General features: G+C 63.9%; 17 protein-coding genes. All 17 read left to right on the forward strand.

Annotated features, from left to right (window positions below; translation table 11 throughout):
* The first annotated feature begins 1 nt into the window (after position 1).
* The 17 genes from nuoF to JI664_RS06620 all read left to right on the forward strand — a co-directional run bounded on the left by nuoF (position 2) and on the right by JI664_RS06620 (position 17,198).
* Complete coding sequence (nuoF, locus tag JI664_RS06540; RefSeq protein ID WP_207012930.1) at positions 2-1,297, forward strand: NADH-quinone oxidoreductase subunit NuoF; 1,296 nt, start codon at positions 2-4, stop codon at positions 1,295-1,297.
* Positions 1,298-1,456: 159 nt separating this feature from the next.
* Complete coding sequence (locus JI664_RS06545; protein WP_207012931.1) at positions 1,457-1,885, forward strand: DUF5333 domain-containing protein; 429 nt, start codon at positions 1,457-1,459, stop codon at positions 1,883-1,885.
* Between the two features lie 3 nt (positions 1,886-1,888).
* Positions 1,889-3,877, forward strand: coding sequence for an NADH-quinone oxidoreductase subunit NuoG (nuoG, locus tag JI664_RS06550; protein ID WP_207012932.1), 1,989 nt, complete (start codon positions 1,889-1,891; stop codon positions 3,875-3,877).
* 3 nt (positions 3,878-3,880) lie between these two features.
* Positions 3,881-4,300: a hypothetical protein gene (locus JI664_RS06555; protein WP_207012933.1), complete on the forward strand. Its 420-nt coding sequence runs from the start codon at positions 3,881-3,883 to the stop codon at positions 4,298-4,300.
* Between the two features lie 9 nt (positions 4,301-4,309).
* Positions 4,310-5,350, forward strand: coding sequence for an NADH-quinone oxidoreductase subunit NuoH (gene nuoH / locus JI664_RS06560; protein ID WP_207012934.1), 1,041 nt, complete (start codon positions 4,310-4,312; stop codon positions 5,348-5,350).
* 3 nt (positions 5,351-5,353) lie between these two features.
* Positions 5,354-5,845 (forward strand): NADH-quinone oxidoreductase subunit NuoI, encoded by a 492-nt coding sequence (gene nuoI, locus JI664_RS06565; protein WP_109531985.1) that lies wholly within the window; start codon positions 5,354-5,356, stop codon positions 5,843-5,845.
* Between the two features lie 7 nt (positions 5,846-5,852).
* Positions 5,853-6,263, forward strand: a complete 411-nt coding sequence (locus JI664_RS06570; RefSeq protein ID WP_207012935.1) for a carboxymuconolactone decarboxylase family protein — start codon at positions 5,853-5,855, stop codon at positions 6,261-6,263.
* Complete coding sequence (locus JI664_RS06575; RefSeq protein WP_207012936.1) at positions 6,260-6,874, forward strand: NADH-quinone oxidoreductase subunit J; 615 nt, start codon at positions 6,260-6,262, stop codon at positions 6,872-6,874. Before JI664_RS06570 ends, JI664_RS06575 begins: the two co-directional genes overlap by 4 nt.
* A complete protein-coding gene (locus JI664_RS06580; protein ID WP_207012937.1) occupies positions 6,874-7,356 on the forward strand; it encodes a hypothetical protein in 483 nt (160 codons plus the stop codon). The genes JI664_RS06575 and JI664_RS06580 overlap by 1 nt, the downstream gene beginning before the upstream one ends.
* Positions 7,357-7,452: 96 nt before the next feature.
* Positions 7,453-7,758 (forward strand): NADH-quinone oxidoreductase subunit NuoK, encoded by a 306-nt coding sequence (nuoK, locus tag JI664_RS06585; protein WP_109531988.1) that lies wholly within the window; start codon positions 7,453-7,455, stop codon positions 7,756-7,758.
* A gap of 5 nt (positions 7,759-7,763) precedes the next feature.
* The gene (gene nuoL, locus JI664_RS06590) at positions 7,764-9,728 is read left to right on the forward strand and encodes an NADH-quinone oxidoreductase subunit L (RefSeq protein WP_207012938.1); all 1,965 of its coding nucleotides are present in this window, start codon (positions 7,764-7,766) and stop codon (positions 9,726-9,728) included.
* Complete coding sequence (locus JI664_RS06595; protein ID WP_207012939.1) at positions 9,728-11,326, forward strand: NADH-quinone oxidoreductase subunit M; 1,599 nt, start codon at positions 9,728-9,730, stop codon at positions 11,324-11,326. The genes nuoL and JI664_RS06595 overlap by 1 nt, the downstream gene beginning before the upstream one ends.
* Before the next feature lie 13 nt (positions 11,327-11,339).
* Positions 11,340-12,779 (forward strand): NADH-quinone oxidoreductase subunit NuoN, encoded by a 1,440-nt coding sequence (gene nuoN / locus JI664_RS06600; protein WP_207012940.1) that lies wholly within the window; start codon positions 11,340-11,342, stop codon positions 12,777-12,779.
* On the forward strand, positions 12,769-13,512 hold the full coding sequence (locus JI664_RS06605) for a biotin--[acetyl-CoA-carboxylase] ligase (RefSeq protein WP_207012941.1): 744 nt from the start codon (positions 12,769-12,771) through the stop codon (positions 13,510-13,512). Before nuoN ends, JI664_RS06605 begins: the two co-directional genes overlap by 11 nt.
* Before the next feature lie 23 nt (positions 13,513-13,535).
* The gene (locus tag JI664_RS06610) at positions 13,536-14,315 is read left to right on the forward strand and encodes a type III pantothenate kinase (RefSeq protein WP_207012942.1); all 780 of its coding nucleotides are present in this window, start codon (positions 13,536-13,538) and stop codon (positions 14,313-14,315) included.
* Positions 14,312-15,979, forward strand: a complete 1,668-nt coding sequence (locus JI664_RS06615; RefSeq protein ID WP_207012943.1) for a ribonuclease J — start codon at positions 14,312-14,314, stop codon at positions 15,977-15,979. The genes JI664_RS06610 and JI664_RS06615 overlap by 4 nt, the downstream gene beginning before the upstream one ends.
* Positions 15,980-16,091: 112 nt before the next feature.
* A complete protein-coding gene (locus tag JI664_RS06620; protein ID WP_207012944.1) occupies positions 16,092-17,198 on the forward strand; it encodes a FliM/FliN family flagellar motor switch protein in 1,107 nt (368 codons plus the stop codon).
* Positions 17,199-17,205 lie beyond the last annotated feature (7 nt).

The raw sequence follows: 17,205 nt of genomic DNA on the forward strand, positions 1-17,205 counted from the left end.
GATGCTGAAGGATCAGGACCGGATCTTCACCAACCTGTACGGGATGTACGATCGTTCGCTCAAGGGCGCGATGGCGCGTGGCCATTGGGACGACACGGCCGGGATCATCGCCAAGGGGCGTGACTGGATCGTTCAGGAAATGAAGGATTCCGGGCTGCGTGGCCGGGGTGGTGCGGGCTTCCCGACGGGGCTGAAATGGTCCTTCATGCCCAAGGAAAGCGATGGCCGTCCGCATTATTTGGTCATCAACGCCGACGAATCCGAGCCCGCGACCTGCAAGGACCGCGAGATCATGCGCCACGATCCGCATACGCTGATCGAAGGCGCGCTGATCGCCTCGTTCGCGATGGGCGCGCATGCGTCCTATATCTACATCCGGGGCGAGTATATCCGCGAGCGCGAGGCGCTGCAGGCCGCGATCGACGAAGCCTATGACAAGGGCATGCTGGGCAAGAACGCTGCCGGGTCGGGCTGGGATTTCGACCTGTATCTCGCGCATGGTGCGGGCGCCTATATCTGCGGCGAGGAAACGGCGCTGATCGAAAGCCTCGAAGGCAAGAAGGGTATGCCGCGCATGAAACCGCCCTTCCCGGCGGGCGCAGGCCTTTATGGCTGCCCCACGACCGTGAACAACGTCGAATCCATCGCCGTCGTGCCCACCATCCTACGGCGCGGCGCCAGCTGGTTTGCCAGCTTCGGTCGGCCCAACAACGCGGGCACCAAGCTGATGGGGCTGACCGGTCATGTGAACACGCCCTGCGTTTTCGAAGAACAGATGTCGCTCACCGTGCGCGAGATCATCGAGAAGCATGGCGGCGGCATCCGGGGCGGCTGGGACAATCTGAAAGCGATCATCCCCGGCGGCGCGTCCTGCCCGATCCTGCCCAAGGACAAGCTGGAAGACGCGATATTCGATTTCGACTGGATGCGCGAGAACCAGTCCTCATTCGGCACCGGTTGCATGATCGTCATGGACAAGTCGGTGGACGTGGTCAAAGCCGTCTGGCGGCTGTCGGCGTTCTTCAAGCATGAAAGCTGCGGTCAGTGCACGCCGTGTCGCGAAGGCACCGGCTGGATGATGCGCGTCATGGACCGTCTGGTGAAGGGCGAGGCCGAGGTCGAGGAAATCGACATGCTGCTGTCGGTGACAAAGCAGGTCGAAGGCCACACGATCTGCGCGCTGGGGGATGCCGCAGCCTGGCCGATCCAGGGTCTGATCCGCCATTTCCGCGACGAGATCGAAGATCGTATCCGTATCCACAAGGGCGGCCGCGTGTCGCTCACGGCAGCCGAGTAACCCGCGATGTCGCTGCAACCCGCCCTTGTCCTGCACGATCTGCCGCGCCGCCGCGCGTCGGCGGATCGCTGCCGCAAGCGCGGGTCTGTGAACGCATCCCTGCGGGCGGTCATGCTAGGGTCCGCGCGCGCCGATTGGCGCGTAAGCAAAGGACTTCGCATGAAAACCCTGAAAACAGCCCTCGCTGTCGCCACTCTTGCCCTTGCCTACCCCGCCGCCGCGCAGGAGGTCAGCCAGGACGAAGTCAACGCGACGCTCGGTGCCGATCCGCAGCTTTGGGCCGGGTTGTTCCAACTCGCCATGGCGTGGGATATCGACAACAATTGCGACAGCATCGAACCCCGCCGGATCGCGGCCACCAGCTATATCTTCGGGCTCTACAATCAGGCCCGCGCCTATGGCTATTCGCGCCGCCAGATCCGCACCTTCCAGACTGCCGATTCCACCGAGGCGCGGCTGCGCTCGGAAGTCGGCGCCTATTACGAGGCCAATGGCGTCGTCGAAGGTGACGCCGAAACCTATTGCGCCCTCGGGCGCGCCGAGATGGCAGCCGGCTCGCCCGCCGGTCAACTCATGAGAACAAGGTAAGCCATGACAGATCTCCGCAAGATCATCATCGATGACCGTGAGGTCGAGGTTCATCCCGCGATGACCCTGATCCAGGCGTGCGAAGTCGCGGGCATCGAGGTGCCCCGCTTCTGCTATCACGAGCGTCTGTCGATCGCGGGGAATTGCCGGATGTGTCTGGTCGAGGTCGTCGGCGGCCCGCCCAAGCCCGCCGCCTCGTGCGCGATGCAGGTGCGCGACCTGCGCCCCGGCAAGGATGGTGAACCGCCGGTCGTCAAGACCAACTCGCCGATGGTCAAGAAGGCGCGCGAAGGGGTGATGGAGTTCCTGCTCATCAACCACCCGCTCGATTGCCCGATCTGCGATCAGGGCGGCGAATGCGACCTGCAGGATCAGGCGATGGCGTACGGCGTCGATTTCTCGCGCTACCGCGAGCCCAAGCGGGCTTCGGAAGATCTGGATCTGGGGCCGCTGGTCGAAACCCATATGACGCGCTGCATCTCCTGCACGCGCTGTGTGCGCTTCACCTCGGAAGTGGCCGGCATCATGCAGATGGGCCAGACTGGCCGTGGCGAGGATGCCGAGATCACCAGCTATCTCAACGAGACGCTGAACTCGAACCTGCAGGGTAATATCATCGACCTGTGCCCGGTCGGCGCGCTGGTGTCCAAGCCCTATGCCTTCACCGCCCGCCCGTGGGAACTGACCAAGACCGAGACCATCGACGTGATGGACGCGCTTGGCTCGAACATTCGCGTCGATGTGAAGGGGCGCGAAGTGATGCGCATCCTGCCGCGCAACCATGACGGCGTGAACGAGGAATGGATTTCCGACAAGACCCGCTTCATCTGGGACGGTCTGAAGCGCCAGCGTCTGGACACGCCCTATATCCGTGAGAACGGCAAGCTGCGCAAAGCGGGTTGGGGCGAGGCGCTGACGCTTGCCGCCGAAAAGATGCGCGGCGCGAAGAAACTGTCGGCGCTGGTCGGCGATCTGGTCTCGACCGAAGCGGCGTTCTCGTTGAAATCGTTGGTGGAATCTCTGGGTGGTTCGGTCGAATGCCGCACCGACGGATCGCGGGTGCCCGGCGACAACCGTTCGGCCTATGTCGGCAATGCCGCGATCGAGGATATCGACACCGCCAAGCACATCCTGCTGATCGGCACCAATCCGCGCGACGAGGCGCCGGTGCTGAACGCCCGCATTCGCCGCGCTTGGACGCATGGTGCCACCGTGTCGCTGATCGGCCCGGCAGCGGACCTGACCTATGAATACGAGCATCTCGGCACCGACCGCGCTGCGCTGTCGAACGCCAAGGTCGAAGACGGCACGCTGGTGATCGTCGGGCAGGGCGCCGTGACCGAGGCCGATGGCCTTGCCGTCATCGCCGCCGCGCAGGCGCTGTCGGGCAAGATGCTGGTCCTGCACACTGCCGCCGGCCGCGTGGGCGCGCTGGATGTGGGCGCCGTGACCGAAGGCGGGCTGCTGGCGGCGACCGACGGGGCGGATGTGATCTACAATCTCGGCGCTGATGAACTCGACATCGATGCGGGTCCCTTCGTGATCTATCAGGGTAGCCATGGCGACAGGGGCGCGCACCGCGCCGACCTGATCCTGCCGGGCGCGGCCTATACCGAAGAGAGCGGCATTTTCGTCAACACCGAAGGCCGCCCACAACTGGCCCTGCGCGCCGGTTTCGCGCCGGGCGAGGCCAAGGAAAACTGGGCGATCCTGCGCGCACTGTCGGCCGAATGCGGTCAGGTGCTGCCGTGGGACAGCCTGAACCAGCTGCGCCGCACGCTGATCGAGGCCGTGCCGCATCTGGAATTCATCGACGAGGTGCCCGAAAACGACTGGCAGCCGCTGGCCAAGGACAGCCTTGGCGACGCGACTTTCCGCCCCGTGGTCAAGGATTTCTACCTGACGAACCCGATCGCCCGCGCGTCGAGCCTGATGGCCGAACTCAGCGCGGCGGCGGCGGCGCGCAACGCGCCGTCGATGGCGGCGGAGTGATGCATGCGCCTGCGCCTCTGGTCCTCGTTTCCCATCGCGCTGCTTGTGTCGGCGCTGGCGGGCTGCGTCGCCTCGACGCCGCAGCCCGGGGAAACGGGCATGGGCGCGCCCGAGAACGCCGTGTACCGGGGGGTGAATACCTACCTGCTGGAAGGCGATCTGGTGAATTTCGTGGTGACGATGGACAATGCGCGCGACGCATCCGACGTCATCGCCTATGCCCGCTGCGCGGCGGCGCAATATGCGCTGATCCGCGGCATGGGCTTCGCGCGCCATGTGCGCACGACAACAGGAAACGAGGGAACCCTCTGGCAAGCCGATGCGGTCTATACCGTCTCGCCCGCTCTGCCACGGGGGTCGCGGACGATCGACGCCGAAGTGACGGTTGCCGATTGCACCGAGCAGGGGATACCGACGGTCTGAGGACGAACCATGGTTGAATTCTTTACAACGAACTATTTCGGGATGTTCCTGCTGATCGTCGGGCAGGTTCTGCTGATCGTCGTGCCGCTTCTGGTGGCGCTGGCTTTCCTGATGTATGCCGACCGGAAGATCTGGGCGGCGGTGCAGATGCGCAAGGGGCCCAACGTGGTGGGCCCCTTCGGCCTGCTGCAGAGCTTTGCCGACTTCATCAAGTACATCGTGAAAGAAGTCGTCTTCCCCGCCGGGGCCGACCGCTTCGTCTTCCTGATGGCACCGATGGTGACGCTGGTCTGCGCGCTGACCGCCTGGGCGGTGATCCCGTTCGATGACGGCTGGGTTCTGGCCAATATCAACGTGGCGATCCTGTATATCTTCGCGATCTCGTCGCTCGAAGTGTACGGCGTGATCATGGGCGGCTGGGCGTCGAACTCGAAATACCCGTTCCTCGGTTCGCTGCGCTCGGCTGCGCAGATGATCTCGTACGAGGTGTCGATCGGCCTGATCATCATCGGCGTAATCATCTCGACGGGTTCGATGAATCTGACCGCCATCGTGAACGCGCAGCGGGGCGATTACGGGCTGCTGAACTGGTACTTCATCCCGCATCTGCCGATGATGTTCCTGTTCCTGATCTCGGCGCTGGCCGAAACCAACCGCCCGCCCTTCGACCTTCCGGAAGCGGAATCGGAACTGGTGGCGGGCTATCAGGTCGAGTATTCGTCGACGCCCTTCCTGCTGTTCATGATTGGCGAGCTGGTCGCAGTCGTGCTGATGTGCGCGCTGATCTCGCTTCTGTTCTTCGGCGGCTGGCTGTCGCCCATTCCGGGCCTGCCCGATGGCATCTGGTGGATGGTCATCAAGATGCTGGGCGCGTTCTTTGTCTTCTCGATGGTCAAGGCCATCGTTCCCCGCTACCGCTACGACCAGCTGATGCGTATCGGCTGGAAAGTGTTCCTGCCGATGTCGCTTGGCTGGGTCGTTCTGGTGGCGTTCCTTGCGAAATTTGAGGTGCTTGGCGGCTTCTGGGCCCGCTGGGCGATCGGAGGCTGATCCATGACCGTCGACGTCACCCGTGCCGTCAAATACTTCTTGCTGGTCGACTTCTTCAAAGGGTTCGGCATCGGGCTGCGGTATTTCTTCAAGCCGAAAGCCACGCTGAACTACCCGCATGAGAAGGGGCCGCTCAGCCCGCGTTTCCGCGGTGAGCACGCGCTGCGCCGTTATCCCAATGGCGAAGAGCGCTGCATTGCGTGCAAATTGTGCGAGGCGATCTGCCCCGCGCAGGCGATCACGATTGATGCCGAACCGCGCGAAGACGGCTCGCGCCGCACCACGCGCTACGACATCGACATGACGAAGTGCATCTATTGCGGCTTCTGTCAGGAGGCCTGCCCGGTGGACGCCATCGTCGAAGGGCCGAATTTCGAATTCGCCACCGAAACCCGCGAAGAGCTGTTCTACGACAAGGCGAAACTTCTCGACAACGGCGACCGCTGGGAAGCCGAGATCGCCCGCAATCTCGAACTCGACGCGCCCTATCGCTGAGGACCCGATGACCGAAGCCTATACCAAGATGTTCCAGCAGATGATGGAAAGCTCGCAGGAAATGATGCGGGCCTTTAATCCGGCGCTGGAAACCATGTCGCTGGCGGGTTTCGAGAAGATGATCCCCACCATGTCCAAGGACATGATGGAGATGTGGTTCGGTCGGACCTTCAACCGCGAAGGGCTCGACGCCAAGACGCGGCTTCTGGTTTCGATCGCCGCTCTGACGGTTCTGGGCGCGCAGGCCGAGCCGCAACTGAAAATGACCGTGCGCCACGCGCTTGAAGCCGGCGCCACGGAACGCGAGATCGCCGAGGTGATCTGGCAGATGAGCATGTTCGGCGGGTTGCCCGCCATGCAGAAGGCGCTGGAATTGGCCCAGGGTGTCTTCGCGGAAACCAAGGAGAAGGACGCATGAGCGTTGCCGATTTTGCCTTCTACGCCTTCGCCGTCGTTGCGGTGATCGCGGGCCTTCTGGTCGTGACGGCCAAGAACCCGGTGCATTCGGTGCTGTGGCTGATCCTGACCTTCCTGTCCTCGGCGGGGCTGTTCGTGCTGCTGGGCGCCGAATTCCTCGCGATGCTTCTGATGATCGTCTATGTCGGGGCGGTCGCGGTGCTGTTCCTGTTCGTGGTGATGATGCTCGATATCGACTTCGCCGAGCTGAAGGCCGAGATGACGCGCTATTTCCCGCTCGCCGCTCTGGTCGGGCTGGTGATCCTGATGCAGCTCACGCTTCTGTACGGCGCATGGTCGACGGCCGAGGGCGCGCCGGGGCTGCGGCAGGCGGTGACGCCGGATCTGGCGCAGGTCGACAATGCCCGTGCGCTGGGTCTGATCCTGTTCGATCAGTATTTCATCCTGTTCCAGCTTTCGGGCCTGATCCTGCTGGTGGCGATGATCGGGGCCATCGTGCTGACGCTGCGGCACCGCACCGACGTCAAGCGTCAGAACGTGCTGCAGCAGATGTGGCGCGATCCGGCCAAGGCGATGGAGCTGAAAGATGTGAAACCGGGGCAGGGGCTGTGATGGGCATGCGGATCCTCTCTGCCGGGTTGCGGGTTCCGACCGTGGCGCTGGCGCTTGCGGCGGGGGCCGCGACGCCGGCTGGCGCGCAGACGGGCGATACGCAGGCGAGCGATGCGCCCTGCGTGGTCGAATTCGAAACGCTCGACGTCCTGACGCCCGCACAGGGCGCGCGGCGGCCCGGTCGGGTCTATGACGCGTGGCCTCAGGCGCGGGGTGGCGGCTTCGTGACGACCATGGTGCGCACCAATAATGGCGGCGCGCTTCAGCTACTGAACCATTGCCCAAGCGGCCAGTTTCTGGCGCTTCGGGCCGATGCGTCCGTGGCCGATGCGGTTTTGGCACGGTTCGAAGAGATGATGACCTCGGAGACGAGTTATTCGCTCTTGCAGATGGCTGACAGGTCGATGGATGTCGGCGCGCTGTCGCGCATGGGCGAAGGCGGTGTCGGCGGCTGTGATTGCGCGGCCACGGGGACGGATTGAACGCCGCGAGCTGGACTGCCGTCATTGTCGGGGTGGTGACCGCCCTGCTGGTGGCAAACGGATATTTTAACGGGTGACAAGCCCGGAGGGACGAGAATGGTAGGACTTGAACATTACCTGACCGTGGCGGCGGCGCTGTTCGTCATCGGGATCTTTGGCATCTTCCTGAACCGGAAGAACGTGATCGTCATCCTGATGTCGATCGAACTGATCCTGCTCAGCGTGAACATCAACCTTGTGGCCTTTTCCAGCTTCCTCGGGGATCTGGTGGGGCAGGTGTTCACCATGTTCGTCCTGACCGTCGCCGCTGCCGAGGCCGCTATCGGCCTTGCCATTCTGGTGACCTTCTTCAGAAACCGCGGCACGATCGACGTCGAAGACGTCAACGTGATGAAAGGCTAAAGCGCATGGCGACGACGCTTCTTTTTGCTCCGTTGGTCGGCGCGATCATCTGCGGCCTGTTCTGGCGGATGATCGGCGAGAAGACCGGCATGGTGATCGCCACGGCGCTGCTGTTCCTGTCGGCGCTGCTATCGTGGATCACTTTCCTGACCTATGACGGGGCCGAGACATCGATCCATATCCTGCGGTTCATCGATTCCGGTACGCTGGTGGGCGACTGGGCGATCCGGCTGGACCGGCTGACCACGGTGATGCTGATCGTCGTGACCACGGTCTCGGCGCTCGTCCATCTCTACAGCTTCGGCTACATGGCCCATGACGAGAACTGGACGGAGGACGAATCCTACCGCGCCCGGTTCTTTGCCTATCTGTCGCTCTTCACCTTCGCGATGCTGATGCTGGTGACCGCCGACAACCTTGTGCAGATCTTCTTCGGCTGGGAGGGCGTGGGCCTCGCCTCGTACCTGCTGATCGGCTTCTACTGGAAAAAGCAATCGGCTTCGGCTGCGGCGATGAAAGCGTTCATCGTCAACCGGGTGGGCGATTTCGGCTTCATCATCGGCATCATGATGCTCTACTTCATGGCCGATTCCGTCCAGTTCGACGACATCTTCCACGGTGCCGAGGCAATGTCGCAGCAATCGATCCATTTCCTGTGGACCGACTGGAACGCACTGAACGTCGCCTGCTTCTTCCTGTTCATCGGCGCGATGGGTAAATCGGCGCAGCTGTTCCTGCACACCTGGCTTCCCGACGCGATGGAAGGTCCGACCCCGGTGTCGGCGCTGATCCACGCGGCAACCATGGTGACGGCGGGCGTGTTCCTTGTGTCGCGCATGTCGCCGCTGATGGAATATGCCGAGACCACGCGCATGTTCATCGTGTTCATCGGCGCCCTGACCGCGTTCTTTGCGGCAACCGTGGGGCTGGTGCAAAACGACATCAAGCGCGTGATCGCCTATTCGACATGTTCGCAGCTGGGCTACATGTTCGTGGCGGCGGGCGTGGGCGTCTATTCGGTCGCCATGTTCCACCTGCTGACGCACGCCTTCTTCAAGGCGATGCTGTTCCTCGGCGCCGGTTCGGTCATCCACGGGATGCACCACGAACAGGACATGCGGAACTATGGCGGGCTGCGCCACAAGATGCCCTATACCTTCTGGGCGATGATGATCGGCACGCTGGCGATCACTGGCGTCGGTATCCCGCTGACGCATTTCGGCTTCGCGGGCTTCATCTCGAAGGACGCGATCATCGAAAGCGCTTTCGGCGGCGGGTCGCTCTATGCCTTCTGGTTCCTCGTGATCGCGGCGGCGATGACCGCGTTCTATTCGTGGCGCCTGATCTTCATGACCTTCTTCGGTGCGCCGCGCGGCGATCACCACACGCACGACCACGCGCATGAAAGCCCGTGGGTCATGGTGATCCCGCTGGGTGTTCTGGCGCTTGGCGCGGTCTTCGCGGGCATGATCTGGTACGAGCCCTTCTTCGGCTCGCACGAGGCGGTGCACGAGTATTTCGGCCATTCCGTCGCCATGCTCGAGTCGAACCACACGATCCACAACGCGCATGAGGCGCCGGTCTGGGTCAAGGTGGCGCCCTTCATCGCGATGCTGCTGGGGCTGGGTCTGGCGTATCTGTTCTACATCGTGAACCCGCGTCTGCCCAAGGATCTGGCCGAGAACCAGCCGATCCTCTACCGCTTCCTGCTCAACAAGTGGTATTTCGACGAGATCTACGACGCTATCTTCGTGCGTCCCTCGCTTGCCATCGGTCGCTTCCTTTGGAAGCGCGGCGACGGCAACACGATCGACGGCTTCCTTAACGGTCTGTCGATGGGCGTCATGCCGATGCTCAACCGTCTCTATGCCCGTGCCCAATCCGGCTATGTCTTCCACTACGCCTTCGCCATGGTCATCGGCATCGCGGCGCTGGTGACCTATGTTACGCTCACCGGAGGGGCGCACTGATGCTGAGCCTTCTGTCCATCATCACCTTCCTGCCCGCGGCGGCAGCCCTCATCGCGGCTGTCTTCCTGCACGGCGAGGACGAAGTGGCGCAACGCAACGCGAAATGGCTGGCTTTGGTGGCCACGCTCGCGACCTTTGCCATCTCGCTGATCCTGCTGTTCAGCTTCGACCCGTCGGATACCGGCTTCCAGTTCGTGGAAGAACACGCCTGGATCATGGGCCTGACCTACAAGCTGGGCGTCGACGGGATCTCGGTTCTCTTCGTGCTGCTGACCACGTTCCTGATGCCGATTGCCATCGGCGCGTGCTGGAACGTCACGCACCGGGTCAAGGAATATATGATCGCCTTCCTGCTGCTCGAAACGCTGATGATCGGCGTGTTCGTGGCGCTGGATATGGTGCTGTTCTACCTGTTCTTCGAGGCTGGCCTGATCCCGATGTTCCTGATCATCGGCATCTGGGGCGGCAAGAACCGGATCTACGCGGCGTTCAAGTTCTTCCTCTATACCTTCATCGGTTCGGTGCTGATGCTGGTGGCGATGATCTACATGTACGGGCAGGCCGGTACGACCGACATCCCGACGCTGCTGAGCTACGAATTCGACGCAGGCCCGATCACGCTGCTGGGCTGGCAGATCGCGGGCGGGGCGCAGACGCTGCTGTTCCTTGCCTTCTTCGCCTCCTTCGCGGTGAAGATGCCGATGTGGCCGGTCCATACCTGGTTGCCCGACGCGCACGTTCAGGCACCGACCGCGGGGTCTGTCGTGCTGGCGGCGGTGCTCTTGAAGATGGGCGGTTACGGCTTCCTGCGGTTTTCGCTGCCGATGTTCCCGGTGGGCTCCGAAATTCTTGCGCCGCTGGTTCTGTGGATGTCGGCTATCGCCATCGTCTATGCCTCGCTCGTCGCGATGGTGCAGGACGACATGAAGAAGCTGGTGGCCTATTCCTCGGTCGCGCATATGGGCTTCGTGACGATGGGGATCTTCGCGGCCAATCAGCAGGGTCTCGACGGCGCGATCTTCCAGATGCTGTCGCACGGCTTCGTCTCGGGCGCGCTGTTCCTCGTGGTGGGCGTGGTCTATGACCGCATGCATACCCGCGATATCGACGCTTATGGCGGGCTGGTGAACCGGATGCCGATGTACGCGGCGGTGTTCATGCTGTTCACCATGGCGAATGTGGGTCTGCCGGGCACCTCGGGCTTCGTCGGTGAATTCCTGACCTTCATGGCCGTGTTCCAGGTCAATACCTGGGTTGCCGCTGTCGCCGCGACGGGCGTGATCTTCTCGGCGGGCTACGGGCTCTGGCTCTATCGCCGGGTGATCTGGGGGCAATTGATCAAGGACAGCCTGAAATCCATCACCGACATGGATTTGCGCGAGAAGTTGATGTTCGCGCCGCTGGTGGTGATGACGCTGCTGCTTGGCGTCTACCCCGCGCTGATCCTCGATGTGATCTCGCCGTCGACCGAGGCGCTTGTCGCCAGCTATAACGATGCGAACGGCATCGTGCCCGAGGCTGCGACCTCGCTGCACGCCGTGACCGACGCGTCCCACGAAACCGCTTCCGAGGCCGCGCCCGCGGCTTCGAGCCACTGAAAGGCCCGTTCCGATGACCTCGGTTGATCTTTCGATCGCGCTTCCGGAAATCCTGCTGTCGCTCTGGGCGATGGTGGCCCTTTTGGCGGGCGCTTACTTCGGCAAGGACCGGCTCGCCTCGGCCCTGACATGGGCGACGGTGGCGGTGTTCATCCTCATCGCCGTGCTGGTCGGTGTACAGGACCTCGAGACGCATGAGGCCTTCGGCGGTCTCTTCGTCGAGGACAGCTTCGCGCGCTTTGCCAAGATGGCGATGCTGCTTGCGGGGGCTGCTGTGCTGGTGATGGGCATGGACTATCTCGAACGCGCCAAGATGATGAAGTTCGAATACCCGATCCTCGTCGCGCTCTCGATGGTGGGGATGATGGTGATGGTGTCCGCGCAGGACCTGATCACCCTCTATATGGGGCTCGAGCTGCAATCGCTGGCGCTCTACGTGCTTGCCGCGTTCCGCCGCGACAGCGTCAAGGCGACCGAGGCCGGGCTGAAATACTTCGTGCTGGGCGCGCTGGCCTCGGGTCTGCTGCTGTACGGCGCGTCGCTCACCTATGGCTATGCGGGTACCACTCGGTTCGACGGTATCGCTTCGGTCATCACGGGCGAGCATCTGCCGGTGGGCCTGCTGATGGGGCTGGCCTTCATGCTGGCGGGTCTGGCCTTCAAGGTCTCGGCCGTGCCGTTCCACATGTGGACGCCCGACGTCTACGAGGGTGCGCCGACCCCGGTCACCGCCTTCTTCGCCACCGCGCCCAAGGTCGCGGCCATGGCGCTGCTCACCCGTCTGGTGATCGACGCGTTTGGCGCGGTGCCGGGCGACTGGGGCCAGATCGTCGGCCTGCTTGCCGGTCTGAGCATGGTGGTGGGTGCCGTCGGTGCGCTCGGCCAGCGCAACCTCAAGCGCCTGATGGCCTATTCTTCGATCACGCATATGGGCTTCGCGCTGCTGGGCGTGACGGCGGGGACCGAGGCGGGCGTGAAAGCCACGCTGCTTTACATGGCGATCTATCTGACCATGTCCGTGGGTGTCTTCGCCTTCATGCTGACCATGCGCCGCGAAGGGCGGGTCGTCAGCTCGATCGACGATCTGAACATGCTGTCCAAGACCCAGCCGATTCAGGCGCTGGCGATGCTGGTGCTGTTCTTCTCGCTGGCCGGTGTGCCGCCGTTCCTGGGCTTCTGGGCGAAGTTCGCGGTGCTCAGCGCCGTCATCTCGTCGGGCTATGTCTTCCTTGCCGTGGTCGGCGTGATCTCGTCGGTGATCGCCGCGTTCTACTACATCCGTGTCGTATACTTCATGTATTTCGGGACCGAGGGCGATCCGCTCGACAATGACGGCGCCCCGGCGCAGCGCTGGATGACCCTCGGCGCGGCAGCGATCACGATCCTCGGTGTCATCAACCTGTTTGGCATCGAAGGGGCGGCTGCCGTCGCGGCGCAGGCACTTGTCCAGTGACGTAACCTGGCCTTCGGGCGTGGCAAAAGTGGTGCTGGCGGAAACCGACAGTACCATGGCCGAGGCGCAGCGCCGCCTCGGCGATCTTGCCGGCCCGACCTGGATCCTCGCCCTGCGGCAGACCGCCGGGCGGGGCCGGCGGGGCAGGGCATGGCAGGACCCGCAGGGCAATTTCGCCGCCACGCTGATCCGCAAAACTGACGAGCCCCCCGCACGGCTTGCGCTTCGGTCCTTCGTGGCCGCGCTCGCACTGCACGAGGCGCTTGCCGACCTTACCCATCTGCCGGACGCTTTCGCGCTGAAATGGCCCAATGACGTGATGCTCAATGGCGGCAAGCTGTCGGGCATCCTTCTGGAAAGCCCTGGCGCGGGGATCCTGTCGATGGGGATCGGTGTCAATCTGCATTCCGCCCCCGATCCTGATCCCGAGGCCGCCTTTCCGCCCGTCAGCCTGCGGCAGGAGACCGGGCTGGCCATTCGGCCCGAACAGCTTCTCGACCGCCTTGCGCCCGCTTTCGAGCACTGGGACGAACGGCTCAGAACCTATGGCTTCGATCCGATCCGAACGGGATTCCTGCGCCATGTGGCGCGGCTGGGGCAGCCGCTTGTCGCGCGCACCCTGCAGGCCGAGTTCCATGGCACTTTCGACGGCATCGACGACAATGGCGCGCTGATCCTCGCCACCGCCGAAGGGGCGCGGGCGATCCCGGCCGCCGATATCTTCTTTCCCTGATCCGCAAGACCCGGAGCCCCGCCATGATCCTGTGCATTGATTGCGGCAACACCAACACCGTGTTCTCGATCTGGGACGGCCATGACTTTATTGCCACATGGCGCACGGCCTCCGATCATCGCCAGACCGCCGACCAGTATTACACGTGGCTTTCGACGCTGATGAGCCTCAAGGGCATCGAGGCCGACATTTCCGAGGTGATCATCTCGTCCACCGTTCCGCGCGTGGTGTTCAACCTGCGCGTCCTGTGCGACCGGTATTTCAACTGCCGCCCGCTGGTCGTCGGCAAGCCCGATTGCCGTCTTCCCGTCGCGCCCCGCGTCGATCAGGGCACCACGGTCGGCCCCGACCGGCTGGTCAACACCGTGGCGGGCTTCGACCGCCATGGCGGCGACCTGATCGTAGTGGATTTCGGTACCGCCACCACCTTCGACGTTGTCGACCATGACGGCGCCTATATCGGCGGGGTGATCGCCCCGGGCGTGAACACCTCGCTCGAGGCGTTGCACATGGCCGCCGCAGCACTTCCGCATGTCGATGTGACCAAGCCACAAAGCGCCATCGGTACGAATACGGTTGCTTGTATCCAGTCGGGCATCTACTGGGGGTATGTCGGCCTTGTCGAAGGCATCGTGCGCCAGATCCGGCAAGAGCGCGATCGCCCGATGAGCGTGATCGCCACCGGGGGCCTTGCGCCGCTGTTCGATCAGGGCACCGATATCTTCGACACTGTCGAGGAAGACCTCACGATGCATGGGCTTGTGCTCATCAACCGCTACAACAGGGATTTGACCACCGCATGACCAACGACCGCCTGATCTATCTGCCGCTCGGCGGCGCCGGCGAAGTGGGCATGAACGCCTATGTCTACGGCTATGGTCCTAAGGGACGCGAGCGGTTGATCCTGGTCGATGTGGGTGTGACCTTCCCCGACATGGACGGCACGCCCGGCGTCGATCTGATCATGGCCGACATGGCCTGGCTGGAAGAGCGCCGCGACCGTCTGGACGCGATCTTCATCACCCACGCGCATGAAGACCATGTGGGCGGGCTGGGCCATCTGTGGTCGCGCCTGCGCGCGCCGGTCTATTGCCGCGACTTCACCGCTCGCATCGCCGCCAAGAAGATGCTCGAAGCGGGCCAGCCGGTTGACGAGATCATCACCGTCCCTCTGGAAGAGACGCTGGAAATCGGTCCGTTCAAGATCCGTTTCCTGCCCATCGCGCATTCGCTGCCCGAAGCCTCGGCCATGCTGATCGAGACGCCCGAACAGCGTCTCGTGCATACCGGCGACTTCAAGCTCGACATGGCCCCCGGCGTCGGCGAGGCCTTTGACGAGGAAATGTTCCAGGCGATCGGCGATAGCGGCATCGATGTCATGGTCTGCGATTCGACCAATATCTTTTCGCCCCATCCCGGCCGCTCGGAAAGCTCGCTGCCCAACGCCATCACCGAACTGGTGAAAGAGGCCCCCGGCCTCGTCGTGGCGACTACCTTTGCCTCGAACGTCGCGCGCGTGCGCACGCTGGCCAAGGCCGGTCGCGCGGCGGGCCGTTCGATCTGCCTGTTGGGCCGCGCGATGCAGACCATGGTCCGCACCGCCACCGAGGCGGGGCTGCTGCACGATTTCCCGCCGACCATCCCGGCCGAGGAAGCCAACGAGATCCCGCGCGAGAACCTGATGCTGATCGTCACCGGCAGTCAAGGCGAGCGTCGCGCCGCCTCGGCACAGCTGGCGCGCGGCTCGTATCTGGGCTTCTCGCTGAAAGAGGGCGACACCTTCCTGTTCTCGTCGATGACGATCCCCGGCAATGAGCGCGACGTCCTGAAGATCGTCAATGCGCTCAGCGAAAAGGGCGTGGATGTCGTCGATAACAGTCAGGGCCAGTACCACGTCTCGGGCCATGCGAACCGGCCCGATCTGGAGCGTATGCACGACCTGGTGCGTCCGCGCGTGCTGGTGCCGATGCACGGTGAACACCGCCATCTGCGCAAGCACGCGCTGCACGCGCAGGCGCGCGGCATGGTGTCGGTCATCGCCCCCAATGGCGTCATGCTCGACCTGTCGGGCCCCGATCCGGTGGTCGCGGAATATGTCGATACCGGGCGGCTCTATCTCGACGGGACGGCGATCTACGGCGCGCTCGACGGGATCGTGCGCGAACGGATCCGCATGGCGCTCAACGGGATGGTCATGGTCACGCTCATCATCGACGAGGACGGCCAGCCGCTCGGCGATGCCTGGGCCGATTGCATGGGCCTCGCCCGCGAGGGCCGTTCGCGTAAGCCGCTGAACGAGGTGATCGAGGACGAACTCGCCGAAGAGGTCGCGCGCCTTCCCAAGAAGGTGCTGAGCAACGACGACAAGCTGATCGAACAGATCCGCCGCCGCGTCCGCTCGACCTGCGTCGACCAGATCGGCAAGAAGCCCGAAGTCACCGTGGTCGTCAGCCGCCTGTCCGACTGATCGGGCCAAGGCGCGGAGCAGGCGGGGCCAATCCCGCCTTCCGAAAGCCTTTGTTAACGGCTGCCTGCGATCCTGCACGCCAAGCAGGAACCACAGGCATGACCGTCCCCTTATGAGCGTCCCCGACCGCGATCCCGTGCTCCGGCGCAAACTGACGCCGCGACCGCCTCCGCCCGACCCGGATGCTCCGGTCCTGTCGGGCCGCGCCGGGCTGCTCGCGCGCGCTTTCGGGCGCTCGATTTCCAACGCCGCGCCGCTGGTGGCCGAAGATACCGCGCTGCACTGGAAGCATGCCAGTCTGCCCGAATTGCTCGACGCGATCGACAGCGATGCCTTCGTCATGCTGCTCGATACCGGCGGCGGGCCGCCGGGCCTCGTCACGATGGATCAGCAAGGTTTCGCCACGGTGATCGAGGCGATGACGATCGGTCGCCTCGGCGTTGCCAAGCCCGGGATCCGTCGCCCGACAAGCACCGATTCCGCGCTGCTGGCCGAGATACTCGACGCGGCGCTCAAAGGGCTCGGGCCAGAGGATCCGGTCACCGGCTTCCGGTGCGCGCGCCCGGTGCCCGATCACCGCCTTCTGCCCGTCCTGCTCGATGAAATCGACTATGATCTCGTGGCCCTGACCGCCGTTCTGATCTCGGGCGACGTGACGCGCCCGCTTCGGCTGATGCTCGCCTTGCCGCCCCTGCCTGAAGACCCCGTCGATCCGTCCGATACCGACACTCCCGCGCCCAGCTGGACCGAGGCCATCGAAGATGCGGTGATGGGTGCCAGCGCCGATCTGCGGGCCGAACTCGGGCGTCTGCGCCTGCCGCTCGCCGATGTGCTGGCGCTCGCATCGGGCCGGGCCCTGACGCTGCCGCTCTCCAACCTCGAAGAGGTGAACCTCGTGGCGCTCGACGGCGTCACGCATGCAATCGGGCGTCTGGGCCAGACCCGCGGCATGCGCGCCGTCCGCCTGACCGGCTGGCCCGGCAGCCTGCAGCACCACACGATGATCGACGCGGCGCCCCCGCGTGCGCAGGGTGCCGCCGCTGGCCTCGGGACAGGCATGTCGCTTGGCGCCCCCTTGGATGACCCGCCGCAAGGCGATACCTCAGAAGACGCGCAGCCCTTCACGTTTCAGGGCGCCGAACCCACCGAACCCGATGATCCCGCCGCCGGTTTCCCCGCCATGGCGCCGATGTCGCTCGACCTGCCGGGCGATGACTGACCTGCCA

Source organism: Rhodobacter sp. NTK016B (assembly GCF_017303295.1).
GTDB lineage: Bacteria > Pseudomonadota > Alphaproteobacteria > Rhodobacterales > Rhodobacteraceae > Pararhodobacter.

Excerpts from the sequence above, each read along its gene's own strand:
- nuoF (WP_207012930.1), top strand. The coding sequence starts at position 2 with ATGCTGAAGGATCAGGACCGGATCTTCACCAACCTGTACGGGATGTAC.
- JI664_RS06545 (WP_207012931.1), top strand. The coding sequence starts at position 1,457 with ATGAAAACCCTGAAAACAGCCCTCGCTGTCGCCACTCTTGCCCTTGCC.
- nuoG (WP_207012932.1), top strand. The coding sequence starts at position 1,889 with ATGACAGATCTCCGCAAGATCATCATCGATGACCGTGAGGTCGAGGTT.
- JI664_RS06555 (WP_207012933.1), top strand. The coding sequence starts at position 3,881 with ATGCGCCTGCGCCTCTGGTCCTCGTTTCCCATCGCGCTGCTTGTGTCG.
- nuoH (WP_207012934.1), top strand. The coding sequence starts at position 4,310 with ATGGTTGAATTCTTTACAACGAACTATTTCGGGATGTTCCTGCTGATC.
- nuoI (WP_109531985.1), top strand. The coding sequence starts at position 5,354 with ATGACCGTCGACGTCACCCGTGCCGTCAAATACTTCTTGCTGGTCGAC.
- JI664_RS06570 (WP_207012935.1), top strand. The coding sequence starts at position 5,853 with ATGACCGAAGCCTATACCAAGATGTTCCAGCAGATGATGGAAAGCTCG.
- JI664_RS06575 (WP_207012936.1), top strand. The coding sequence starts at position 6,260 with ATGAGCGTTGCCGATTTTGCCTTCTACGCCTTCGCCGTCGTTGCGGTG.
- JI664_RS06580 (WP_207012937.1), top strand. The coding sequence starts at position 6,874 with ATGGGCATGCGGATCCTCTCTGCCGGGTTGCGGGTTCCGACCGTGGCG.
- nuoK (WP_109531988.1), top strand. The coding sequence starts at position 7,453 with ATGGTAGGACTTGAACATTACCTGACCGTGGCGGCGGCGCTGTTCGTC.
- nuoL (WP_207012938.1), top strand. The coding sequence starts at position 7,764 with ATGGCGACGACGCTTCTTTTTGCTCCGTTGGTCGGCGCGATCATCTGC.
- JI664_RS06595 (WP_207012939.1), top strand. The coding sequence starts at position 9,728 with ATGCTGAGCCTTCTGTCCATCATCACCTTCCTGCCCGCGGCGGCAGCC.
- nuoN (WP_207012940.1), top strand. The coding sequence starts at position 11,340 with ATGACCTCGGTTGATCTTTCGATCGCGCTTCCGGAAATCCTGCTGTCG.
- JI664_RS06610 (WP_207012942.1), top strand. The coding sequence starts at position 13,536 with ATGATCCTGTGCATTGATTGCGGCAACACCAACACCGTGTTCTCGATC.
- JI664_RS06615 (WP_207012943.1), top strand. The coding sequence starts at position 14,312 with ATGACCAACGACCGCCTGATCTATCTGCCGCTCGGCGGCGCCGGCGAA.
- JI664_RS06620 (WP_207012944.1), top strand. The coding sequence starts at position 16,092 with ATGAGCGTCCCCGACCGCGATCCCGTGCTCCGGCGCAAACTGACGCCG.